Origin of the sequence: Okeania sp. KiyG1 (assembly GCF_014132355.1) — a bacterium.
Lineage (GTDB): Bacteria > Cyanobacteriota > Cyanobacteriia > Cyanobacteriales > Microcoleaceae > Okeania.
The window spans coordinates 23176-41344 of the sequence record NZ_BLZO01000153.1 but is presented as its reverse complement, the minus strand read 5'-3'; the positions used below and the strand labels follow the sequence as shown (position 1 = coordinate 41344).

Genomic DNA, 18169 nt, shown 5'->3' with positions numbered 1-18169 from the left:
TGAAGGGTGTTTTTATTTGCAGTTAATGTGAGCTGAAAATTGCCTTGTTTGCGAGCTGAAGCGTTTTTGTTTGCGAGCCGTTACATCTACATCGCACAGGAGCAAGAATCAGTGAATTATTGTCCTTAAATTTAGAAGATATTGACCGAGATAATTGTAAATTTCAAGTCATAGGTAAAGGGAATAAAAAACGCTGGTGTTTTTATAGTAAAGATTCTGCTATTCTTTTAGAAAAATATATCCAATATTATCGACACAAACCTCATAAAGCCCTATTTACAGCAAAACATCCATTAACCGAAATTATTACCCGATTATCCTATCATCGAGTTTATAGCTTATGGCGAGAATTAACCAATCAAAGTCCCATATTAACAGGAGTGAGGCTACATGATTTACGTCATACTTTTGCCACAGAAAGAGTGGGTTTAATGGGAATTGAGGAACTACGGGCCTTGATGGGTCATTCTCACATTCAAACTACTCTAAAGTATCAAAAAGTTACATCATTAAGAGCAGAACAAGTTGCTCAAAACGCTTTACAAATACTATTAAAAAATGACTGATAAGTATATATTTAATATATATTAATGCGACAAAATTTTCCCATAATAAAAGAGTATTAATAATACTCTTGCTCTGAAAAGTGAGTGTTGAGCGCGTGTATCTCAAGTGTGAAATGTAGCTACAAGTATTATGTAGTATAGGTTAGAGCCAAGTTTGTCCGCGCGCCCGTTCCCTCAAAAACTATTCACTCCACGTTGCAGAGTACCGTCAGACTCATTATTATCTCTAGTTTCTGATCGCCACAGAAGAATTGCTCAACTGAGCAATTCTTTCTTTGAGGTCTAGCTTGAATGTACCATAAGGATTAACATGACTAAAAATCAAAGGTGTAATAGCCCGTAAATCTGTCTCCGTCAACCTTTTAAACCAATGTGGCTCTGCCAATACACTCTGAATCATCAAGGTATTCACATACACCAAACAATTTTGTAATAAATGCAAAGATAATACTGATAATTCCTGAGTTTCTAGACGATTAGAAGCAAATTCACCCCCTTTTCCGTAGAAAATAAAATCATTCACCCCATTCCATCTTTCCACAACATTTAAACCTTCATTTATTTCCCTTCGTACTGCTTCTGAATTAAGATATTCACACAAAAAAATTGTTTTAATAACTCTTCCTAATTCTATTAAAGCTAAATAAGTTGGATGTTTGAAAGAATTTTTTCTAAAACGTTTTAAAATAGCTTCTGTTTCTGCCGTTCCTAATCTCAAGGCTGTGGCATATTTTACCATTTGGTCATACTGAGTCCGAATTAAATCCCAATTAATAGGACGGGTAAGAATTGGTTGTAAATTAGGATAAGCTTCTGGCTGGCCAACATAATGACGATACAATTTTTGTACCTTAATTCGCTTTAACCGTGGCATTAATTGAAATCCTAACAAATGGGTAAAAGCAAAAGCTATCTCACTTTGTCCGTGACTATCTACATAGTTTTTCTCAACTTCCATACTAGAACAATGACGTAAAACACCCTCAATCATTGCAGTCACCTCGCTTGAAGAACAAGTTTTGAGTTGAGAATAAATGCAGGCTGAGTTTTTCGATGGCGTGCCAATAAATCATCACTCCTCGACCTCTATAACGGAGGTGGTATTGGTTCATTAAATTCTGTTCCCAAGCTCCAAAATGTTTACTGTCACTGGCACAAGTTGTGGTTCCCTCTCCCCAAATCTGTGGTAAACGAATCTCAAAGATACCATTAATAACTTCAGTAATGGCACTGCGTAATTGTTCTTTATGAATATAGCGACGGCGGACATAGAGTAAATCTTGATAGTTTTCGCCATTGATACCTGTATTAATGCGTTTCAATCCTGTATTTGTTCCCATACCGTAGAGGCAAAGCAGTAATCTTTTTTGTAGCGTTTCTCTATCAATAATTTCCCGTGTTCCCATACTCTTGAAGTTCCGAGTAAAATTAACCCTTAAATCTGTCTCTTTGAGAATATCTAATAAGCTGGTTTGATGCCAAATACGATTAATTTCTCCTTTTAGTTGTTTGAGGTTTAGAGGTTCATTTACTGCAGGGAATGGGCTAAGTCTAATTAAACCTTGATTTTTTCCGACAATATTAACATCTGGGTTATCAGGCATTCCTTTGTCTAATTTTTCTAAGGAGTCAGCCATTTTTTGTTGTAGGTTACGGACGAAGGTTTCTACATCTTCTGGTAAGGTTAAAGCTTGATAATAAACTTGACGATGTTGTTCAAAATCTGTAGGTAAATCTTCATCAGGATTTCGATAGCGATATGCTCCTGTTACCCAGATTTCTTTACAGGATAATCTTTCTCGAAGGGTTTGTAAAACACTGATTTCGTAATTAATGCGGTTAATGCGTTCTTTTCCATCTTCCTCTTTTTCTAAAAGGATTTCTTTCCAACCACTTTTTAACACTCCATCAATGGGTATATTTTCTCCATTTTCATAGTATCTAGCTTTACTTTGAGCGTATTTCTTGAGTAGCTCTATTGCTTGAATTACGGGGCGATGAATGTCGTTGTTGGAGCGAAATTCTAAGGTCTCTAGGAGTAGGGGAATCATCCGGCGGTAGTGGTTGGCAAAGGATGCACGGATTATTAATCAAACTGCCAGCAATGATGCCATCAACAATCAAAATACAGGAGTTAATACTACCACAAACAACACAGCTACCATTCAAACTAACACAGGAGATATAGCCAATGATAACACTGCCAATCTTCAAGTAAACACAGGTAATATAGACACAGGAAATATTAATCAAACTGCCAGCAATGATGCCATCAACAATCAAAATACAGGAGTTAATACTACCACAAACAACACAGCTACCATTCAAACTAACACAGGAGATATAGCCAATGATAACACTACCAATCTTCAAGTAAATACAGGTAATATAGACACAGGAAATATTAATCAGACTGCTAGCAATGATGTTATCAACACTCAAAATACAGGAGTTAATACTACCACAAACAACACAGCTACCATTCAAACTAACACAGGAGATATAGCTAACAATAACACTGCCAATCTTCAAGTAAATACAGGTAATATAGACACAGGAAATATTAATCAGACTGCTAGCAATGATGCCATCAACAATCAAAACACAGGCGTTAACAATACTAACAATAACACTATTAATCTTCAGACTAACACTGGACAAATTACTACTAATGATAATACCAATATTTCAGTTATAGGTGGAGACATTACCACAGAAAACATCACTCAAAATGCCGGAAATGATGCAACTAATATTCAAGCTACATTTAGTGACATTACCACAGGAAATATCAATCAAACAGCAGGAAATAATGCTACCAATATTCAAAATGCAGGTAACCAACAAAATATTAGCAACGTTACTCAAACAGCAGGAAATAATGCTACCAATATTCAAAATGCAGGTAGCCAAGAAAATATTGGAGAAATCAATCAAAATATTGGCAATAATTCTATCAATATTCAGACCCAAGAAACCAATCAAAATACAAGCCAGATATCAGTCAATCTTAATGATACAATCCCCAGTAACAATAACGAAATAGTAAATACTAGCACACCTAAATCACAAATGGAAAAGTCTATCAACAATACCATAGACACTCAACAAATATTGAACATAATTGATACGGTTAACACCAATCCTATCATGGCAGCCGAAAGTTCAGATCAAATAGTAAATATGTTAGAAGAAAACCGCGTAAAAGAATATTCAAATTACTTTGGAGAAGACTTTAAGGACAAATTAGTTAATACAAAAAACATCCGAGATATTTTGGCAGGCATGGCTACTAAAACTGGAAAAGAATCTGCAGTTGTTTATATTAATGCTTATGACAATCAATTACAAATCATTTTATATACTAAATCAGGGAAGCCAATTCTTAAAACTATTCTTGAACCTGAAGTTGGACGCCAAAAATTACTCAAATTTGTTAGCGAATTACTGGGAGACATTGAAAATCCCGCTAGTCATTCTGATAAGTATCTATCAACAGCACAACAATTATATGATTGGTTAATTGCACCTATATCAGCAGAATTAGAAGCAGCAAATATTGATACTTTACTGTTTAGTATGGATGAAGGTTTGCGGAGCTTACCTATAGCAGCGTTACATGATGGGGAACAATTTTTAATTGAAAAATATAGCCTCAGTTTGATTCCTAGTGTGAGTTTAATGGATACTAACTATCGCCCACTTCAAGATACTCAGGTATTAGCAATGGGAGCAAGTGAATTTCTGGAACAAAAGCCATTACCAGGAGTACCCGTAGAGATACAAACTATCTCCCAAAAGTTATGGCAGGGTAATATGTTCCTTAATGAAGATTTTACTCGTAATAACCTACTAATTCAACGACAAAATTATCCTTATCCTATTATTCATTTAGCTACTCATGCAAAATTTTTACCTGATAAAGCGAGTAATTCTTATATTCAACTGTGGGGTAATGAACAAATAAAATTAGACCAAATTAGGAAGTTAGGTTGGAGTCAACCTGCGGTTGATTTGTTGGTCTTGTCAGCTTGCACTACTGCTATTGGAGACAGAAATGCAGAATTAGGGTTTGCAGGGTTATCAATAGCAGCAGGAGTGAAGTCGGCTTTAGCTAGTTTGTGGGATGTGAGTGATGAAGGTACATTGGGGTTGATGATGGAGTTTTATACTCATTTGAATGATGTCAAGATTAAAGCAGAGGCACTAAGACAAGCTCAGTTAGCAATGCTAAGAGGGGAGGTGGTGATTGCAGATGGGAAGTTAAGAAGAGTTGAAGGTCGTGGAGTAGTAGTGGTATTACCCCCTGCGTTAGCAAATCAGGAGAGTCAAAATTTATCTCATCCTTATTATTGGGCAGGCTTTACTATTATTGGTAGTCCTTGGTGATTAAACCCACATTCCACACAACAAAATGTAGGAGAGTGAAAAAAATCGGGGGAGATGACAGTATATGGTAAGATGGACAAATGTCTGATTACTCCGAACCCGTTATCTACCAACTCAAAGTCGTATTACAGGGTATTAGTCCGATGATATGGCTCTGTTAATTCCTTTGGTTGGTCTTGGCAGTTATAAATCATTGCCTACCCCATCATATTGAGTGGATACTTCACTACTGCCCCATCCCTACCTCAGATTCAACCCAATCAACAACATTTGTACTCTGGTTAAATATTTAGAGGTATTAGAGACAGATTACTCTTAAAGTTTCATCTCTTGATTTACCAACGCAAAAAACAATTATTAATAGAGGAATTCTCCTGGCAAATTTATGATTTATTCTTTGATTTCCACCTATTTAGTCTAAACTCCAGTTGTAAAATATCCAGGATTTACTGTAGTTATTCTTATTCTTCTCCAGCTAGTTTGAGAATCTTATTCCGAGTCGATAATGCTAAACGAAATTTTAAAGTATCTAATCGTTCCAGAATAGGTTTAACTCGCTCTAAATATCCCTTTTGTTTTGCTTTTAGAAGAATCCCTAATGTGCCAATATACTCTAATTTTAATAACTGGGCATAACGTCTGGCTAAACCATCATCTAAAATTATAAAACTTTCAGGTATTTCTAAGCCTAAAGCCAGTGCCTCTCGCTCTCCAGCTCCTAATTCAGTCACAAGAGGTAAAATAGCTTTAGATTGAGCTGAACGAATTTCAATCCAAGAAATAGAATAAATATCTGGTAGAGAAATTCCGAGGGAAAGACCAACTGCTAATTCATCAGCGACAGATTCAGGCACAATAATTTGACCATATAAATTATGGAGTAAATCAAGTAAATGAGCTTGGTAGAGATATTGAATAGGTGAAGTATTGACAATAATATTAGGCACGTCTGAATTCCTCAGCTAATTCAGCTTCAGTGAGTTGAAAAGTGTCTACACCATAATCAGCTAATTTTGTTAAAAATAAGACTTTAGGAATTCCAGCTAAATTTGCAGCAGCCCCAGAAGAAAGACGACCTAATTCATAAAGTTTAATAGCAGCAATTAGTTGCATTTCTTGACTAAGTTGTTCTGGGGTTAATTTTAACGCTAGGGCTGTTTCTTCAGGTATATTAATGGTTAGTTGATACATATTTGAATTATTTCAAAGAAAGTAATTGTTTTGAATTAGATTGATGGCAATTCCGGAACGGAGCGCTACACAAATCGCTCAAACTAAATGTGAGCAGTTCGCTTTTAATGTGCAAAAAAAAAGAGAGCAGAAATGGAATTAGCAGATCACATCTCCTCAGAATGTTGGTTAGCCATCTCCGCTCTTGCAGCATTGGTAATTGATTCTCTCAGAAAAGTAACTCTATCTTTTTGAGGTAGCCCCCTGATATATTCATCTACATCTACTTCCAACTTGACCGATACAGGTTTTTTTGCTAACTCTCCTAATGAACGATCGCTTATAGCTACTCTTTTAGTTTGATGAAATACTGAGTCTTTTGGTTTTGGGTTGCGATTACCTTTAGCCATAATACTTCTCCTATAAATTATTACTCCATTATATCCGAATATCCTGGTATACTAGGATATATAAGCTGAAGTTATCATATCTTCAGGTATACCAGGATAATTCTAATCGGTAAAGGGTTGTATTATCCTAGTATACTAGGATAATATATAGATATAGGAAAGGGAAAAACCAAAAGGGACACCACCCAAGCCCTGGAAAAGCAAAGTGATGTCCCACCCCCTACATCAGACATAGGAGAACTACAATGTTAACACAAATACAGACAAAAAGGCCAGCCCCACCTCAACTGAAGCTAGTCGCACCACCCGTACAACCACCTCAAAGCAACGATAACTGGCTTTATGCAGGTACAGATGAAGCCTGGTTGTATACAGACTACTCTCAAGCTCCTTACAACATTTGCACTGAGGTAGAAACTACTGCATATAAACTCCCTCTGTACGAGGAAGACCTAGACTGTTACTCCAATGAACCAGGCAAAACACCAGAGCAGATATGGCGAGAGGTAGAAGAGTTTAAAGCATCCGCATCACCCGATGACTACGACGAATTCTAGGTACTCGCCATGACGAGCATAGAGGTAGCGATCGCTGCTTCTATGGAACTAGGTAGAATAATCTATCCAGAATACATAGAGGCAGCAATAAGGGTAGGTGAGGATATATCAATACTGACACCCGACGCAATCATCACCATACCAAGAAGAATTTTTCAAACCTACATAACCGACTGGTTGGAAGCAGTCGTAGAAATCTAACCTATGTCAAATTCTACACAAATAGGAGCAATAATGATGAAATCGGTCAATTATTTTGTAAGTAAAAAGCCTTCAGACCAAGACCAACAAGCACTCGATCAACTTGATGAATTGATTCCCCAGATGAACTTTGAAGAATTGTTGGTTTCAGCTTATCAAATTCTGGATAATCTAGCCTGTTGTATTGAAGATACTGATTTATCCACGAAAGTTGTGGAATTGACAACTAGCCTGGACGAAGATATTTCAGAAGCTAGCGCAGATGCAGCTCAGATTGCAGTATTGAAATTAATTATGCACAGATTAGGAGATCCATCTGTCCGTTAGGGGTTTCGTCTGGTAGTCAAGAGCCTTCAGCTATTCGCGCTGTCCCGCGAATAGTCTTTATGATAATAGCTGATTAATATGAACACAATAACTGATTACTTAGAATTCATCAAAATCAAAAATCAAATTAGGCAATATTTGAATGAATTTGACTGGGAATTCACACATTACCTCGATGATATTTACTCCGAAGAAAAAGGGCATACTTATGTGTTTAACACTGATAATTATTGTTATGAGGTAAAATTTTGTATCGATCATCAAAAAATAAAAATAACCAAAATTAGTAAGGAGCAAGCATTTGTTCAGACAAAATTTATCAAAAAATATGTAGATTTTCTAGATTTGTTAGAAAATTAATTGAAGTCTATTTGTTCTAAACTCAAAGCGGTCGCGAACTACTCAGCGTGCTAGCTGTCCATCAAATGGGCGCGGTCGCAGCTCATCATAATTTATAAATTTATCCTTTGAAACCATGTGTAAAATTGAAACTAGATGGCACGACGAATCAGAAATTAATGATATCCCCACAGGACCTTGGAGAGATAATAAAAGGAGTAGTAATTTGTTACTGCTGGCTTATCGAAAAAAAGGAGAGTGGACTTATAAAATAGGCACCTATTATGTCTACAAAGATAAAGATAACTACAATGTATATGTTTGGGATTGTGGAGACGAGAGATACAACTATCCTCCTGCTTTTTGGAAAGAAATAAAAATTGTAGAGCCTTCTCCAGAAATTGAGTAAATTGAGTCAGAGGTTATTTATTAACGCGCTCTGATTAACCTCTATAGTCGGCTCCACACACAATCCAGGCCGCTCCGCTAAAACTTTTCCCCAACACGCCCCTAGTTAAATTAATGCAGAAAACAAAAGTTGTTGGTGAGGCGGGGCGGTTGGGGCGCTAACGCTAAAAGTTTTGCCTGGATTGTGTTCAAATTTGGTTGTTACAGATAGACTTGACATGAGACGAAATATTGATTTTTGAAAGCTTTATACATCAATATTTTTATAGGATGTATAGCTAAGAAGCTGTGCTACATATATGTGTATCAAGAGAAAACTCTTACTATGATATTTTCCGATAGAGTATGCTACCGGAAAATATGTAGGAGCTTACCTCAACCGTAAGTAGAAAAGGCAATTCAGTAGTAGGTTTTTGATACATCTGTGTAAGTGATGAACCGTTATAATCCTGATGATGTCTGTATTTTTGTTTTCCAATATCCTGTATTTGTCAAATTTTTCGATTGCATACTCTATCGAAAAGACATAGTGAAAAATTGTAAATCAATCATTTTTATCATCTAATTTTTGATATTATTAGTTATAATAGATGGAAAAATTTGACCTAAATATACCTATTTATAGAGGTATATTTCAAGAAAAAGATTCCCAGACAACTAATTCCCATATTTTAAGTATTTCTACTCATTACTATTCTAAAGCTTAACGGCAGAAGCTTCCACAATTTAGATGCATTTGCCCTGGTCTAAACTCCAGTAATTACTAATTATGCAAATTTATACAAAATTAATAAACTTTTTAAAAAGTATTTTAGTAATGCCAGTAGTCATATCTACTATTATATTTTTAATCTTTATAGTATTCTTAATTGCAATTTTTAGATCTATAAAACTGTACAAATTTTCTGATAAATTAATTGATATTTATCAATGGTTCAGTGGTAATTTTTTCACCTTTTTATTATTATTGTTTCCCGTTGATAGACTTGAAGATGACATACATTATGAAGCGAGTTTAATAGTTAGCCAAAATATAATATTGTTTTTATTTATCATAATTGTAAAACATTCGATCTCAGCTATATATAACTTAGTTTATAACTTTGAAGATAACTATAAACTATATATAGAATCAAATGTATGGGAGATTTCTCAAGACTATTTATTAGGTGTATTATTTATGTCAATAGGATTTACTTTAGGAAAAAAAATTGTTGATTTCGTATATAAAATCTTATTAGAGTGACATACTCCGGGCACTGAGACTAGCAGAGCGTGTGGGCTACGAGCGCGACTCTACTATGTAGACATAAACTGAGCTAACAAGGAATGCCCTTCCTTTTCAGTAATATAGGTTGGACTTCTTTAAAAAAGCGCGTGGTTTTCTGTAAATTTGCTACCGATACCCTTACAAGAAGAGGTAATTATTAATTATTACAGCGTTTTTCATGATTAGTAGACCACAAAATTATTTTTGGCGCTTAGAGTAGGGAGTAGGGAGTAGGGAGTAGAAAAATGCTTTGGAGTTGGCCATATTAACTGTAGTCTATCCATGTGAAAAGCGCTATAATTATTAATTGTTTACTCCTCTTTTTCTCTTTGATTATCTAACCAATTTTCTACATCTGCAATAGTTTTCATGTCAAAAATTTCCTCCCCTAAAATATCTAATTTGGCCAAAGATAATTGTTGGATTTGACTCTCCACTTCTGGAGAAATTTCTCCTAACATTCGCCGAATTAGACGCAATATTTGTTTAACTGCTTCCTCAATTTTTCCTTCTTCTCGACCTTCTTCTCGACCTTCTTCTCGGCCTTCTTCTCGACCCTCCTGTATTGCTAAACTAATTTCACCTTTTCTATCTCCAATAAATACTTCTTGTTTATGTAACTCCTCTAATTCTTCATTACTTAAATTAGCTCGGCTAGCAATATTTAACGCTGCTTCGATTTCTGCTACTTCTCCAAGAAAATCAGGAATTACTTCTAAATTAGGAGCAGATTTAAGGAAATAAATCCATTTATCACTCTCGGTTTCTAACTCTGATAATTCTTTGTTAAATTTGGGTAATTCTAAAAATATTAGTTTTAACTCGTCTCGATAGTACAATGAATCTTTCTCCTCCTTGAATCTAAATTTGTTAATCATTTTTTTGGCTTCTTTAAATAGCACAAAGTCTGTAATAGTTAAAGCAATAAAAGGTTTTAAAGTTCGATATCCTTCCCCAGTATCTAGCTGGTTACCATAAGCTTTAGCTAAGTTATAAATTACTCTTTTTTCAAATGCTTCAACGTTCAATACTTGCATCTCAATTATGACTGTAGAGCCATTATCTAATACGGCTCTAACATCTAGATAAGTATCCTTAAGAGTTTGAGTAATGCCTGGATTATAGGGGTCAATTATTTCCAGAGATTGTATAGTTTTATGATTGTCATAAACTATGGCATTGAGAAAACTAATTAATATTTGTTTACTGCGGTTTGAACCGAAGATTTTTTTAAAGGCAAAGTCGGTTTTCGGACTGATAAATCTCATAGTTATATTGTTTATAAATAAAGGAACGAATGTTAGAGTTGATTTTTTTCTTATTAATTGTTAATTATTAATTACTGAACTTCCAAATCCAAATCAAGAGTTAACTGCCCGTATTGTTCCCACAACTTCATTCTCCGTACCTTCTGGGTTCGGTTCCAGTCATTACGGTCGAAATTAAGATGGCAGACTGAGCAGAGCGCTTTAAGATTGTCAGCTTCACAGTTGTTAGGATTATGATCTAAATGAGCCGTTGTTAAAGTAAATCGTTGAGGTTTGGTAATTCTGATAGTGCCGTGTTCATCGTCTTCCACTACTTTGTAAAGATGAACCAACCACTCTGGATGATTATCCATCAGCCATTGTTCAGTCTCCTTTTGAGAGATTCCAGGAGGTCTACACGGTCGCCCGCACCATTCGCAAGTCCAATTTGCTGCTTGTTTAATGGATAAAGCGATTTCTTTCCAGTTGTCTGGATACAAATTTAGATTTATTGGCATTAATTGTTTTGTCTAGATTTATATCTATCTACATATATGATAATAGATAATCTCTTTATCAATAATAATTTTACCCCTAATGTTATGGGTAAATCAGAACCACTTTCTGATAGTATTCAATTACAGCACCATATTACCCAGAAAAAACACATGATTATAGCCTTTGTCAATCAGAAAGGAGGCACAGGAAAGTCCACTTCGGCCATCCATCTAGTCTACTGGTTAATGCAACGTGGTTCAGTTATTCTTGTAGATGCAGATGCCCAAAACAGTAGTTCAGTCTGGGCAGAAACACTCCAAATGCCTTTTCAAATTATCAGCGACCCAGAAGAAATCTTTGATGCTCTCCCAATCCTAGCCAAAGAATATGACAACGTAGTAGTAGACGGGCCTGGAGGAATGAGTGAAGTTTCCAAAGCTATATTATCCCGTTGTGATATTGCTCTAGTACCCTGTCAACCATCCGGTCTCGACCTCCGTAGTAGTAATAAAACACTACGCTTTATTAACCAGGCTCAAGAACTACGTCAGGGTGTGCCAAAAGCTTTTCTCTATCTTAACCGAGCCACCAAAGGTACAATTCTCCTTAGAGAATCTCGGCAAGTCCTAGCAGAATCTTCCATTCCAACCCTGCAAGCCGTAATCTATCAGAGACAATGCCTCGCTGATGCCCCTGGACAAAACAAGACAACATTTCAAATGTCCGGCGCTATGGCTACTTCCTCTGCATCTGAATTTGACTCATTATTTACAGAAGCATTTTCTACCGCAGGAATAGAAATGAAAAACCCTGCAACAAAAAGCAAATCTACTAGGTCTACCAAATCTACTAAGACTAGAGCTAAATCTAAGCCGAAATCTAAATCTTCTAAGTCCAAAGTTTCTTGACGATGACAAAAAGAAATCCACTCCGTAACTTTATATTTGACACAAAAGAAACTTCTTCTATGTCCACCACTTCCTTACAGTCCACTACAGGACAACAAGAAATATCCATAGAAGAAATTGTTTTACCCCCATCTCAACCACGACGCTATTTCGACCCAGAGAAACTAGCTCAACTAAGTGCTTCTATTTCTCAGTTTGGCGTACTTGAACCACTATTAGTCCGACCTACTAACAACAACTTATATGAGTTAGTCGCAGGGGAGAGACGTTTAAGAGCTTCAAAAATGGCTGGACTAACTTCTGTGCCTGTAATTATCCGCTCTCTCAATGATGAGGATGCCTGGCAATTATCGTTGATAGAAAATCTACTAAGAGAAGACCTCAACCCTCTTGAAGAAACTGAAGGTATTTTGCAACTATTGGCTGTCCAGATAGATGAAAATATTCCCTCTGTGGTAAAGTTGTTAAACAGAATGCAAAATGAGGAAAAAGGAAAAGTTACCCCTAACGTTATGGGTAGCCCTACTGCTCAAATCATAGAATCAGTATTTGAAGACCTGGGACTGATGAACTGGCAATCCTTTGTTAAAAATCGCCTTCCATTGTTAAAATTACCCCCAGATATTCTAGAGGTTCTGCGCTCTGGAAAGCTAGATTATACAAAGGCAGTAGCAATAGCTAAAGTCAAAGACGAGGCCATGAGACAAAGTTTACTGGAAGAAGTAATAGAAAATTCACTGTCTTTGTCGGGGATTCGACAAAGAGTGGCAGAAATTAATCAGACTGTAAAACAAGAAGATACCTTGAAAAGTGGTCTGGACAATACCTATCGTTTAATTAAGAGTTCGAGAATTTGGGATAATACTAAAAAAAGAAGACAATTAGAAAAGTTATTGGTTCAGATAGAAAAACTTGTTAGCGGAGAATAAGAAATTTATCTATTACTCAAAGTAATAACACTAAATATATTGAATTATTGGAACAGCTAGTCGGAGCGATCGCTGCGAATATTCAAGCTAAAAGTCCAATTTGGTACCACGACGAATTAGAGAAAGCTGCTATTGGGGGATGGTTACTTTCCACTGCGGAAGTTAAACATTTAATAGGAGTCAAGCCTTATTGTCAAAAAGGTTCTAATATTTACACTCATGGTAGTTGGCAGTTCATCAAAGTGGGAAAAATAGGAGGTGCAACAGCTTGGAGAGTTGAGAAAATTATCATGGAAATTTAACTACTTCAGATAAGTAGAAATAAGTTGATATGAATGAACAAATAATTAATATTAAACTATAAACTATCTATTTTAAATGTTTTTGTATACTGTCTTGTGAGTAATAGACATATTTACTAGACACCCTCATAACTCAAATAATTAATGATGCTTTGCTCCGGCTATAATTGTTATATCTAATGAAGCAGGATTGGAACAGATAATCATAAATTTCTATAGATTATCGTAGGTTTCTAAGAACGGCTCGCGAATATAGCAACGTCGGGGTATGTCAACGTTCTTTTTGCGAGGCAGTATACTCTTTCTGTTCAACAGCTTGCTCGACAGTATTAGCAAACTCTAAAAACTTCTTAGTCTCTTCTGGACTCAGATTTTCTTCGACAATATTTCCATCTGCTGAACCTTGAAATACTTCCTCTCCACTTGATTTAGATGTGATAGAAATATCACCATCACTTGTTCTTTCAAAAAAGTAATTAGTAGTCCCGTGATAATCACTTTCTTGGAGGTCAAGAAAATTGTCAACAGCTTCAAGTATTTTTTTATTAGCAGCTTCGTCTACTTTCTCAGCAAAAGTCACGAAATCTTCTGTTTGTTCTGCACTAAGTTGGTTTGTTATAGTACCACCCTCATCCACAGTAAACAATTTATTCTCGTTGTCGCCATCACGAGCGCTAATTGATATTTCTCCATTTTCAGACTTTTCTAGTATATAATTAGCAGTTTCATACCGTTCCGACTCTTGCATTGTCAAAAAATTATCTACCCCATCTACAATAAGCTTATTTTCTGACTGTTCGTAGTCATTCTCTAACTCCAAGGCTTTGTTTGTTTCATTATTTCCTTCTAAATTGTTACTTTTTTCTTGGACTTGTTCGCTAAAATCAACAAACTTTTCAGTTTCATCTTGAGTGAGATTAGATTCAATATTTCCTTGTGCATCTTGATGAAAAACTTCACCTCTATCGTCTTTAGTGTTAATTGAAATTTCCTCATCACCCTTTTCCAAGATGTAATTCTCCGTCTCATAACGATCTGTTTGAAGTAGCTCCAGGAAGTTGTTAATTCCATCCGCTATAGTTTGATGCGCAGAGCTGTTGTCAATTTGCTCTAGCTGATTATCAAAATTAGCAAGTTCTGGATTAATTTGTGATGAGGCTTCAAGTTGTACATCAAAATTTTCTAGCTCCATTTTTTCTTTTTCACTTAGTTCAGGGGTGGTTGATGAAGTTTTTGAGCGTTCATCAAAATCCTGCAACTCTGTACTTGGATCTAGTATTAAATTAGTCATATCATCATCAATACTCGTATTATCCATGTTTCCTCCACACGTCGTTTTTATTATTGAAATAGTTCGGGATTTCTTGTCAGACCCTGACAACTGTACTAAAATGCAACCAGAATCTTAATATTATTGTTCTATGATAACTTCTAACAAAATTTATACAGTCTGGAAAAGCTGGAGAGACCAATACAAAATAACTCTAACTCCCGTTCCTTATCGTTTTGGTCTCAACTCAAAGCAAGTACATAGATTGAGTTTGGTAATGGCGATCGCTTTGAAATTTATTCTCTGGGCGATCGCTGGGAGGAAATGGTTTGTTTGTTAATTCTCCTTTTCCAAACAGCCTAGAAAATATTATATGTAATTGTTAACTGACCAGGCGTCTTTTTCTTGGTTCCGTCTCTGTGTCAGCATCTTTGAATCTCTAGCTAATCGCAAATTGAGGGCACTCACAGCCGATTGCAACTTGGGTAAAAGCATTCGTACTTCTTCAATAGTTCCATATTTTGCTATGTGGGAAATTGCCCACATTATTTCCTCCGGCTTGATCTCTACTTTTACTTCCATAGGTTTTTCTCTCGTTAACTAACGTTAGTTACAACAGTTCTATATAGTCTGCTCCGAAACATCAAATTTACTAAGTGTTACAGAGCATTTTTAATGTATGCCACATCCTCCCACGCCCCGGCAAAACCCACTTCCTAACCCCCTCCCTTGCTACCGTCGTCGGACCAGTTTTAACGGAGGGGGACAAGAAGAAGGACACACATAGTTGATTTCAATATTCTCAGATCGATCGACTTTTCATAATTTTTCTAAAATTTGGAACGGCTCCGAACTGGTGGAATCAATCCTCTCAGAAGTGAGGGTTGCTTATCATCAATCACTTCTGTCGCAGCAGTTTGCAAACCAATCTCAGCAAGCGATTCAATCACGGCAAAAGGCAACTCAGCTCTCTGGGCAGCTTCTAGAAAAGTCACACCATGACGAGCTAAATCTAGAAATTTTTTGATTTTATCGACAACGGGGTCTTTATAAGCTGTGTACTTTCCTTTGAGAGCCTCTACATAACCACGTCGGATATCTAGCAAGCTTGCCTGCCGCCCATCAGTTAAAGTGAGAAGCTCCTCAGTTGGTGGCAAAACTTCTGGCACAATAGCAACTCCATTAGAAATTTGAGGAGTTCTTGTCAAAGAAATAGTTAAATCAAAAGTATAGGTACGCTTCTCATTATTTTGATTAGACGTAACAACCACCAAATTAGTAGGATAAATAGTCTCATAAGGATAATCCTCTTCGCGAACAGACCTTATAGATGGAGTTTCTACCACACCCTTCAACCGCAGAGGTTCAATGGTTTTCAGCACAATTAACGATGCCCGGCCAGTATCCACAGGCAAATCGGTAGAAAATACGATTTGATGTACATCAGCCAGAGAAATAAATTGAATCGTTTCCCCATTCCTAAATTCAATCACACTCTGACGCCCAGGAACCAAGACTATTTCTGTAGTCTCCGCTAATGCTTTTGGAGCGTTCACAGTTTCTATAGCGGGAGGTACGGATAAAGCTCGGTTTGACATAATAGCAAAACTTGCAATTGCACCCCAAATGGTTCCTTTCCAATTCATCTGAGCCCCCCTTTTTTCGGAACTCTAAACGTCACAAAGCTATTCACGAACAACTGTACTTTTTCTCCCCTACGAACCTGGAATATTTTTAAATCCTTGGGCTTAGAGTCCAGTCGTTCCGTCATCCTTTCTGTTAGAGTCTCGGCTAAACCTTTAATAAATGCTGCCCTTGGTTCTTGCCTATTTTGTTGAGCTGTCGTAGTAGAAGACAATCCTGTAGTTTGTGTTTGTACCTCCTGTTCTGGCTGTGTTATGTTATCGGCAGCCTCCGCAATTCCTGCCATTAATCCCACAGCAATATCACTACCCAATCCCGGGCCTGCATCCGAGCCTTTGATTTTTTTAGCAATCAATACGTTACCTTTCTTACCTCGAATTACCAAAGGAGTTGTGGGCGCATCATTATACCCGGAACCTGTTGTAGGAATAGTTTCCTGGCGTCCGTCGGGATGAACAACAGCCACCACAGATTGAAAGACTTGTCCGGCATCAGAGATAAATGACACCGATACAATTAGCTGGCTGCCCTTTTTCAGAGCATGGGTACCATCCGATGCCACCAAAGGCTCTGTTAGCTCCACCAAAAACAATCCATCTGTACCATCGATTTCCTGGTTCCAGTGCAGAGGTACAACCACCCTACCTTCTGCAGTTGTACCAATAGTAACCTCAATATCCTTGTAGCCCGTAAATTCAGAACTCTGATTAATAATGCCTTGCATTCCTGGTGTCAAGCCATCCTTGATTGATTCTCCTACAACAACCGAAGCAATAAGATTATTTGTCGGTGCAATTGCGGGGGTTGGTTTTGCTTGTGTTTGAGGAGTTTCAGATTCAGAAACTACTTCTTTCTCCTCAAACTCCTTTCGCTGAACCTGACCAAGTGCTGCTAGTTCTGTCCAGGCGCTCAGATCGTCAAACTGTTCGGGTTCTGGAGCAGGAGTCGGAGCAGCTCTAGGAATAGGAGTAGGTCTAGGAGCAGGAGCAGTTCTAGGAGCAGGAGCAGGAGCAGCTCTAGGAACAGGAGCAGGAGCAGCTCTAGGAACAGGAGCAGTTCTAGGCACAGGAGTAGGAGCAGGTCTTGGAGCAGGAGCAGTTCTAGGCACAGGAGTAGGAGCAGGTCTAGGAGCAGCTCTAGGAGTAGGCTTTGGAGTAGGAGTAGACTTTGGAGTAGAGGTAGGCTTTGGAGTAGGTTTTTGAGAAGGAGTCTCCTCAGTTTTTTCAGCCTTTTTAGCAGTCCTAGACCTTTTAGGTTTCTCTTGGTTTTCCTGTAAAGGTGACTGAAGATTCCTCACAGCTACAGCAGCTCTTTCTTTATATAATTCATCTTGCAGTCGCTTAATTTCTTCAGCACTAGCATCAGTCTCTCCTGCTTCATTCGTGGAAGTTTTGGCTATTTGTTTGTTCCCCGTGGAATTGAATAGCATCACAACAAGGGAAATAGCAACTACCACAACAGCAAACAGCCCACCCACAAATACTGTTTTTGCTAGAGGATTCTTGGTAACGTCCGCTCGTGGTTCTCCCCGTATGGGATGATGTAAATCCTCTGGACTCAATAAAGTGTCAGCATCAGATTCTAATTCTGATACCGAGCTTTTTGAAGTGTCCGCGCTTCCTGTGGTATCTGCAAGCTCTTCTATCGACAGACTATCCTCTTCTGTCCCTGAGATAACTTGAGTCCCCTTTTCATCCTGAATTACACTCACGTCCATTCCTCCTTTTAGCCTAT

The 18169-nt window shown here is 37.2% G+C and carries 19 protein-coding genes and 2 pseudogenes; 11 read left to right on the top strand and 10 right to left on the bottom strand.

Going from position 1 to position 18169, the window contains the following annotated elements; translation table 11 throughout:
* Positions 1 to 101: 101 nt before the first annotated feature.
* Positions 102 to 566, top strand: a pseudogene (locus SAGCYANO_RS35265) (tyrosine-type recombinase/integrase); the annotation flags it as partial.
* 226 nt (positions 567 to 792) lie between these two features.
* Here the strand turns inward: SAGCYANO_RS35265 and SAGCYANO_RS46375 are convergent.
* A pseudogene (locus tag SAGCYANO_RS46375) lies at positions 793 to 2653 on the bottom strand (Tn3 family transposase); the annotation flags it as partial.
* A 985-nt stretch (positions 2654 to 3638) separates the two neighbouring features.
* On the opposite strand from SAGCYANO_RS46375, the gene SAGCYANO_RS50955 reads away from it, so the two are divergent.
* A complete protein-coding gene (locus SAGCYANO_RS50955; protein ID WP_375340050.1) occupies positions 3639 to 4955 on the top strand; it encodes a CHAT domain-containing protein in 1317 nt (438 codons plus the stop codon).
* Positions 4956 to 5416: 461 nt separating this feature from the next.
* On the opposite strand, the gene SAGCYANO_RS35245 is transcribed toward SAGCYANO_RS50955, so the two are convergent.
* From SAGCYANO_RS35245 to SAGCYANO_RS35235, 3 genes are all read right to left on the bottom strand, one after another.
* Positions 5417 to 5902: a DUF3368 domain-containing protein gene (locus SAGCYANO_RS35245; protein WP_202224303.1), complete on the bottom strand. Its 486-nt coding sequence runs from the start codon at positions 5900 to 5902 to the stop codon at positions 5417 to 5419.
* Positions 5895 to 6146 (bottom strand): UPF0175 family protein, encoded by a 252-nt coding sequence (locus tag SAGCYANO_RS35240; protein ID WP_202224302.1) that lies wholly within the window; start codon positions 6144 to 6146, stop codon positions 5895 to 5897. Before SAGCYANO_RS35240 ends, SAGCYANO_RS35245 begins: the two co-directional genes overlap by 8 nt.
* A gap of 146 nt (positions 6147 to 6292) precedes the next feature.
* Positions 6293 to 6535 carry a hypothetical protein gene (locus SAGCYANO_RS35235; protein WP_202224328.1) on the bottom strand — a complete coding sequence of 81 codons (243 nt, stop codon included), beginning with the start codon at positions 6533 to 6535 and terminating at the stop codon, positions 6293 to 6295.
* 245 nt (positions 6536 to 6780) lie between these two features.
* On the opposite strand from SAGCYANO_RS35235, the gene SAGCYANO_RS35230 reads away from it, so the two are divergent.
* The 5 genes from SAGCYANO_RS35230 to SAGCYANO_RS35210 all read left to right on the top strand — a co-directional run bounded on the left by SAGCYANO_RS35230 (position 6781) and on the right by SAGCYANO_RS35210 (position 8368).
* Positions 6781 to 7092, top strand: a complete 312-nt coding sequence (locus tag SAGCYANO_RS35230) for a hypothetical protein (protein ID WP_202224301.1) — start codon at positions 6781 to 6783, stop codon at positions 7090 to 7092.
* A 9-nt stretch (positions 7093 to 7101) separates the two neighbouring features.
* On the top strand, positions 7102 to 7293 hold the full coding sequence (locus SAGCYANO_RS35225) for a hypothetical protein (protein WP_202224300.1): 192 nt from the start codon (positions 7102 to 7104) through the stop codon (positions 7291 to 7293).
* A 3-nt stretch (positions 7294 to 7296) separates the two neighbouring features.
* A complete protein-coding gene (locus tag SAGCYANO_RS35220; RefSeq protein ID WP_202224299.1) occupies positions 7297 to 7620 on the top strand; it encodes a hypothetical protein in 324 nt (107 codons plus the stop codon).
* Between the two features lie 78 nt (positions 7621 to 7698).
* Positions 7699 to 7980, top strand: a complete 282-nt coding sequence (locus SAGCYANO_RS35215; RefSeq protein ID WP_202224298.1) for a hypothetical protein — start codon at positions 7699 to 7701, stop codon at positions 7978 to 7980.
* 115 nt (positions 7981 to 8095) lie between these two features.
* Positions 8096 to 8368, top strand: coding sequence for a hypothetical protein (locus tag SAGCYANO_RS35210; protein WP_202224297.1), 273 nt, complete (start codon positions 8096 to 8098; stop codon positions 8366 to 8368).
* Between the two features lie 1580 nt (positions 8369 to 9948).
* Here the strand turns inward: SAGCYANO_RS35210 and SAGCYANO_RS35200 are convergent.
* Both SAGCYANO_RS35200 and SAGCYANO_RS35195 read right to left on the bottom strand, forming a co-directional pair.
* Positions 9949 to 10905 (bottom strand): Rpn family recombination-promoting nuclease/putative transposase, encoded by a 957-nt coding sequence (locus tag SAGCYANO_RS35200; protein WP_202224295.1) that lies wholly within the window; start codon positions 10903 to 10905, stop codon positions 9949 to 9951.
* 71 nt (positions 10906 to 10976) lie between these two features.
* Positions 10977 to 11402, bottom strand: coding sequence for a hypothetical protein (locus SAGCYANO_RS35195; RefSeq protein WP_202224294.1), 426 nt, complete (start codon positions 11400 to 11402; stop codon positions 10977 to 10979).
* A gap of 84 nt (positions 11403 to 11486) precedes the next feature.
* On the opposite strand from SAGCYANO_RS35195, the gene SAGCYANO_RS35190 reads away from it, so the two are divergent.
* Genes SAGCYANO_RS35190 through SAGCYANO_RS35180 form a run of 3 tightly spaced genes read left to right on the top strand, consistent with a single transcriptional unit; the run spans position 11487 to position 13521 of the window.
* Positions 11487 to 12290, top strand: a complete 804-nt coding sequence (locus SAGCYANO_RS35190) for an AAA family ATPase (RefSeq protein WP_202224293.1) — start codon at positions 11487 to 11489, stop codon at positions 12288 to 12290.
* A gap of 59 nt (positions 12291 to 12349) precedes the next feature.
* Positions 12350 to 13219 carry a ParB/RepB/Spo0J family partition protein gene (locus SAGCYANO_RS35185; protein WP_237396998.1) on the top strand — a complete coding sequence of 290 codons (870 nt, stop codon included), beginning with the start codon at positions 12350 to 12352 and terminating at the stop codon, positions 13217 to 13219.
* A 47-nt stretch (positions 13220 to 13266) separates the two neighbouring features.
* A complete protein-coding gene (locus SAGCYANO_RS35180; RefSeq protein ID WP_202224291.1) occupies positions 13267 to 13521 on the top strand; it encodes a hypothetical protein in 255 nt (84 codons plus the stop codon).
* A gap of 271 nt (positions 13522 to 13792) precedes the next feature.
* Here SAGCYANO_RS35180 and SAGCYANO_RS35175 read toward each other — a convergent pair whose 3' ends face one another.
* Positions 13793 to 14839 carry a hypothetical protein gene (locus tag SAGCYANO_RS35175; RefSeq protein WP_202224290.1) on the bottom strand — a complete coding sequence of 349 codons (1047 nt, stop codon included), beginning with the start codon at positions 14837 to 14839 and terminating at the stop codon, positions 13793 to 13795.
* A 103-nt stretch (positions 14840 to 14942) separates the two neighbouring features.
* Here SAGCYANO_RS35175 and SAGCYANO_RS35170 point away from each other — a divergent pair, with 103 nt between their 5' ends.
* On the top strand, positions 14943 to 15131 hold the full coding sequence (locus tag SAGCYANO_RS35170; RefSeq protein ID WP_202224289.1) for a hypothetical protein: 189 nt from the start codon (positions 14943 to 14945) through the stop codon (positions 15129 to 15131).
* A gap of 29 nt (positions 15132 to 15160) precedes the next feature.
* Here the strand turns inward: SAGCYANO_RS35170 and SAGCYANO_RS35165 are convergent, their stop codons facing one another.
* The 3 genes from SAGCYANO_RS35165 to SAGCYANO_RS35155 form a co-directional block, all read right to left on the bottom strand.
* Complete coding sequence (locus tag SAGCYANO_RS35165) at positions 15161 to 15337, bottom strand: hypothetical protein (RefSeq protein WP_202224288.1); 177 nt, start codon at positions 15335 to 15337, stop codon at positions 15161 to 15163.
* 284 nt (positions 15338 to 15621) lie between these two features.
* The gene (locus tag SAGCYANO_RS35160; RefSeq protein ID WP_202224287.1) at positions 15622 to 16437 is read right to left on the bottom strand and encodes a hypothetical protein; all 816 of its coding nucleotides are present in this window, start codon (positions 16435 to 16437) and stop codon (positions 15622 to 15624) included.
* On the bottom strand, positions 16434 to 18146 hold the full coding sequence (locus SAGCYANO_RS35155; protein WP_237396997.1) for a hypothetical protein: 1713 nt from the start codon (positions 18144 to 18146) through the stop codon (positions 16434 to 16436). Before SAGCYANO_RS35155 ends, SAGCYANO_RS35160 begins: the two co-directional genes overlap by 4 nt.
* Positions 18147 to 18169: the final 23 nt, after the last annotated feature.

Coding starts and splice junctions, on each gene's coding strand:
- SAGCYANO_RS50955 (WP_375340050.1), top strand. CDS start 3,639: ATGGAAAAGTCTATCAACAATACCATAGACACTCAACAAATATTGAAC.
- SAGCYANO_RS35240 (WP_202224302.1), bottom strand. CDS start 6,146: ATGTATCAACTAACCATTAATATACCTGAAGAAACAGCCCTAGCGTTA.
- SAGCYANO_RS35235 (WP_202224328.1), bottom strand. CDS start 6,535: ATGGCTAAAGGTAATCGCAACCCAAAACCAAAAGACTCAGTATTTCAT.
- SAGCYANO_RS35230 (WP_202224301.1), top strand. CDS start 6,781: ATGTTAACACAAATACAGACAAAAAGGCCAGCCCCACCTCAACTGAAG.
- SAGCYANO_RS35225 (WP_202224300.1), top strand. CDS start 7,102: ATGACGAGCATAGAGGTAGCGATCGCTGCTTCTATGGAACTAGGTAGA.
- SAGCYANO_RS35220 (WP_202224299.1), top strand. CDS start 7,297: ATGTCAAATTCTACACAAATAGGAGCAATAATGATGAAATCGGTCAAT.
- SAGCYANO_RS35215 (WP_202224298.1), top strand. CDS start 7,699: ATGAACACAATAACTGATTACTTAGAATTCATCAAAATCAAAAATCAA.
- SAGCYANO_RS35210 (WP_202224297.1), top strand. CDS start 8,096: ATGTGTAAAATTGAAACTAGATGGCACGACGAATCAGAAATTAATGAT.
- SAGCYANO_RS35200 (WP_202224295.1), bottom strand. CDS start 10,905: ATGAGATTTATCAGTCCGAAAACCGACTTTGCCTTTAAAAAAATCTTC.
- SAGCYANO_RS35195 (WP_202224294.1), bottom strand. CDS start 11,402: ATGCCAATAAATCTAAATTTGTATCCAGACAACTGGAAAGAAATCGCT.
- SAGCYANO_RS35190 (WP_202224293.1), top strand. CDS start 11,487: ATGGGTAAATCAGAACCACTTTCTGATAGTATTCAATTACAGCACCAT.
- SAGCYANO_RS35185 (WP_237396998.1), top strand. CDS start 12,350: ATGTCCACCACTTCCTTACAGTCCACTACAGGACAACAAGAAATATCC.
- SAGCYANO_RS35175 (WP_202224290.1), bottom strand. CDS start 14,839: ATGGATAATACGAGTATTGATGATGATATGACTAATTTAATACTAGAT.
- SAGCYANO_RS35170 (WP_202224289.1), top strand. CDS start 14,943: ATGATAACTTCTAACAAAATTTATACAGTCTGGAAAAGCTGGAGAGAC.
- SAGCYANO_RS35165 (WP_202224288.1), bottom strand. CDS start 15,337: ATGTGGGCAATTTCCCACATAGCAAAATATGGAACTATTGAAGAAGTA.
- SAGCYANO_RS35160 (WP_202224287.1), bottom strand. CDS start 16,437: ATGAATTGGAAAGGAACCATTTGGGGTGCAATTGCAAGTTTTGCTATT.